Here is a 4,049-nt window from a genome sequence, read left to right on the forward strand (position 1 = left end):
ACTATTAAGCTTGAAGCTCTTTAGCTTTAGACATAGTCAACGCCAAATCTTCAATCATATCTTCCTGACCACCAACGGTACCACGACGACCAAGCTCAAGCAGAATTTCACGAGCAGATACGCCATATTTTGCTTCAGCACGTTTAGCGAACAATAGGAATGAAGAATAAACACCCGCATAACCTAAAGTTGCAGCATCACGGTCAGCACGGATTTGGTGTGTCATCATTGGGATGATCAGATCTTCTGCAACGTCTTGTACTTTAAACAGGTCAACGCCAGTTTCCATTTGCATACGGTTTGCAACCGCAACAAACAGTTCAAGTGGCGTATTACCTGCACCAGCACCCAGACCAGCAGATGCCAAGTCAACACGTGTTGCACCTGCTTGAACCGCAGCAACAGAGTTGGCAACACCCATACCTAAGTTGTGGTGACCGTGGAAACCGATTTCGATGTCTGAACCTAGGTTGCCACGCAAGATACCAACACGATCAGTTACGTCTTGAGGCAACATGTAACCTGCAGAGTCAGTCACATAGATACAGTTTGCACCGTAAGACACCATCTTGTTTGCTTCTTCAAGCAATTTTTCAGGAGATGCCATGTGAGCAAGCATCAGGAAGCCCACGGTGTCCATTTCTAATTTACGAGCAGCAGTAATGTGCTGTTCTGAACAGTCAGCTTCAGTACAGTGAGTTGCAACACGAATAGTTGCCACACCTACATCATGCGCCATTTTCAGGTGATCAACCGTACCAATACCAGGAAGTAAAAGTGCAGAAACTTTTGCTTGTTTCAGGTTTGGAATCACTGCTTTCAGGTATTCTTCATCAGTTGCAGCCGCGAAACCGTAGTTCACAGAGTTACCGCCAAGGCCGTCACCGTGTGTTACCTCGATTAAAGGTACACCTGCATCATCCAGAGCAGTTGCAATCGCAACCATTTGCTCAGGTGTAGTTTGATGGCGCATTGGATGCATACCATCACGTAAAGTCATATCATTAATAATAATCTTAGACATGAAGGTGCTCCTTAAGCTTCAACTGCATTTAAAACACGTTCTGCGAACATTTCTGCGGTACGTGCAGCTGCTGCAGTCATAATGTCGAGGTTACCTGCATATTTAGGCAGGAAGTCACCCAGACCTTCAACTTCAAGGAAGATCGATACGCGGTTGCCATCAAATACTGGACCATTCACCAGTTTGTAACCTGGTACGTATTTTTGGACCTCGAGGATCATCGCATGTACAGATTCAGTGATCGCTGCCTGATCTGGTTCACCTTCTACTAGACAGTGAACAGTGTCACGCATCATCAGTGGTGGCTCAGCAGGGTTAATGATGATGATCGCTTTACCTTGTTTCGCACCACCGACTTTTTCAATCGCACCAGCAGTTGTACGCGTGAATTCGTCGATGTTTTTACGCGTACCAGGACCAACTGATTTAGTAGATACAGTCGCGATGATTTCGCCATAGTTCACAGGCTGAACGCGAGAAATCGCTGCAACCATAGGAATCGTTGCCTGACCACCACAAGTCACCATGTTGACGTTTGGCACTTCGCCTTGTTCAAGTAAAGCGTCAAGGTTTACAGGTGGTACGCAGTAAGGGCCGATTGCAGCAGGAGTCAAGTCGATCATCAGTACGCCAAGCTCGTTCAGCTTACGGCTGTTTTCAGCATGGACATAAGCAGAAGTTGCGTCGAATGCGATTTTGATTTCATCTTCAACAACGTGAGGAAGCAGACCGTCTACGCCTTCAGCCGTAGTTTTCAGACCCATTTTCGCTGCACGAGCCAGACCTTCAGAAGTTGGGTCAATACCCACCATCCATACTGGTTCTAACCATTCGCTGCGTTGCAGTTTATAAAGCAAATCAGTACCAATATTACCTGGACCGATCAATGCACATTTAATCTTTTTCATGAATGTACTCTCTTGTATTCCCTTATTCAGCAGCAAAAGCAGCTGTTACATAACCGAAGCCTTCAATTTCAACTTTGAATTCGTCGCCAGGTTGCGCTACAACCATTGGACCCAAAGCACCAGTCAGGATGATGTCACCTTTCAGCAATGGGCGGCCACGGCGTACCATTTCGTCAGCTAGCCATACAGCAGCGTTTAATGGGTTCGCCAGACATGCTTTACCCACGCCTTGAGAAACCACTTCTTCACCGCGGGTCATGACCATCTTGCAGTTCACAAGATCAAGGTTTTCCAGTTTGACCGGCTTAGAGCCCAGAACGAATGCAGCAGAAGATGCATTATCAGCTACAGTATCGATCAGGCTGATTTTCCAGTTTTCGATACGGCTATCGACCACTTCTACAGCAGGAAGTGCATAGTCAGTTGCACTAATGATGTCTGCATAAGTGTGTTTTGCTTTGGTCAGGTCTTCTTTGATGACCAATGCGATTTCAGCTTCAACTTTCGGTTGAATCAGCAAACCTGCAGGGATTGCTTCACCATCGCCATAGGCCATGTCAGCAAACAACATACCGAAGTCAGGCTGATCTACGCCAAGCTGTGCTTGAACCACTTTCGATGTCAAACCAATTTTACGACCTACCAGACGGCGACCTTCCGCCAGAGCACGCTCGATATTTACTTCCTGAACGGCATAGGCAATATCTACGTCAGCACTTTCACCACCAAGTTCCGGGCGAATCGGTGCGATCGCAGTTTTTGAGAGTTCAGCAGTACGTAATGCTTGTGCAACTGATTCAACAACAGCAGAATTCGACATCAATGTTTCCTTAAACTGCAAAAATGAGGCTTATGCCGAGAACTAAGACAGGCAAAATGTTTTGACCTGATCATTTCGATCATTCCAATAAACAATTGCGCCTAGTACGGGCATATGAATAAACAGTTTTAGGATGGGAAAAATACGACGTGAATGCCAATAGTTATTTTATTTTTTGCAATAGCTATTATCTATAAATTAAATTTATAAAAATCAATTAAAAACATAATCTTATAATTATGAATTAAGTTATATCCAACTAAATAACTCAACAATCATGACAGAACAAAACCACTGTAATCACAACTTTAGACTAAAAGATAAGACCAGTTGTTCAAATCTACAGCATTGATCCGCATCTTCTATTTCAGAAAATGCCGGATCTTGAAGAATGACTAAGATACTGAATTAAATCGCTTCCTTCCATTGGACTTTAGCCAATAAAAAGTCATGCAAACTGCTGACATCCTTCACAATCGACAGTGGATTAAACTGTGCCAAAGTTTCCGCTGTATGTACGCCATAAGTCACACCTACACGTGGCATGGCAATGTTCATCGCCATTTCCAGATCATAAGAAGTGTCACCGACCATAATCGCTTCATGCGCATTGACACCAGTTTCAGCCAGAATTTCAGCCAGCATTAAAGGATCCGGCTTCGAGCGGGTTTCACTTGCTGCACGAGTGGCATGAAACAGCTCCAGACTATTAGTCTGCTTTAATACACGATCCAATCCTTTCCGGCTTTTACCTGTCGCCACTGCCAGTTTGATGCCTTCGTCTTTTAAGCTATACAGCATTTCAGAAACACCCTCAAACCAAGCATCATTCACTGAATTCGCCACATAATGATCTGAATAGGCCTGCAAAATATCCGCATGTAATTCTGGCACACTTGGGAATAGCCGTTGTGCGACTTCTGGCAAACCCAGCCCGATAATGCTTTTCGCATCTGCATCAGTTAAAGGTTGCTGAAACTGTTGCGCAGCAAACTGTAAACTCGACACGATCTGACCCACTGAATCAAATAAAGTGCCATCCCAATCAAAAATGACCAGTTTTATAGGTGAATTCATATAAGGTTCCTAGTATTTGATTCAGTACTAATCCACCCCGGCCCTCCTTTTTCAAAGGAGGGAGAGTTTTATCACAAAATAACTTTTATTGTGATATCACAACAGCTATTGGCTATCCAATGGCGACATGGATGTCGCCGTTGATCTGTGGCATAGGGACATGCCATCAGATCAACAGAAGGGGTTTTGTTACTTTTGCCCCCGTCAAAAGTAAAACACT

At 44.4% G+C, this 4,049-nt stretch carries 4 protein-coding genes; all 4 read right to left on the minus strand.

The features are described from left to right. Positions 1–4: 4 nt before the first annotated feature. A complete protein-coding gene (gene dmpG, locus B4J23_RS02765; RefSeq protein WP_291358693.1) occupies positions 5–1,024 on the minus strand; it encodes a 4-hydroxy-2-oxovalerate aldolase in 1,020 nt (339 codons plus the stop codon). An 11-nt stretch (positions 1,025–1,035) separates the two neighbouring features. Next, a complete protein-coding gene (locus B4J23_RS02770) occupies positions 1,036–1,932 on the minus strand; it encodes an acetaldehyde dehydrogenase (acetylating) (RefSeq protein WP_291358694.1) in 897 nt (298 codons plus the stop codon). Positions 1,933–1,954: 22 nt separating this feature from the next. Beyond that, complete coding sequence (locus B4J23_RS02775) at positions 1,955–2,752, minus strand: 2-keto-4-pentenoate hydratase (protein WP_291358695.1); 798 nt, start codon at positions 2,750–2,752, stop codon at positions 1,955–1,957. Positions 2,753–3,160: 408 nt separating this feature from the next. Further along, positions 3,161–3,829 (minus strand): HAD-IA family hydrolase, encoded by a 669-nt coding sequence (locus B4J23_RS02780; RefSeq protein ID WP_291358696.1) that lies wholly within the window; start codon positions 3,827–3,829, stop codon positions 3,161–3,163. Positions 3,830–4,049 lie beyond the last annotated feature (220 nt).

This window comes from Acinetobacter sp. UBA3025 (assembly GCF_002367915.1).
Taxonomy (GTDB): domain Bacteria; phylum Pseudomonadota; class Gammaproteobacteria; order Pseudomonadales; family Moraxellaceae; genus Acinetobacter.

Excerpts from the sequence above, each read along its gene's own strand:
- dmpG (WP_291358693.1), bottom strand. The coding sequence starts at position 1,024 with ATGTCTAAGATTATTATTAATGATATGACTTTACGTGATGGTATGCAT.
- B4J23_RS02770 (WP_291358694.1), bottom strand. The coding sequence starts at position 1,932 with ATGAAAAAGATTAAATGTGCATTGATCGGTCCAGGTAATATTGGTACT.
- B4J23_RS02775 (WP_291358695.1), bottom strand. The coding sequence starts at position 2,752 with ATGTCGAATTCTGCTGTTGTTGAATCAGTTGCACAAGCATTACGTACT.
- B4J23_RS02780 (WP_291358696.1), bottom strand. The coding sequence starts at position 3,829 with ATGAATTCACCTATAAAACTGGTCATTTTTGATTGGGATGGCACTTTA.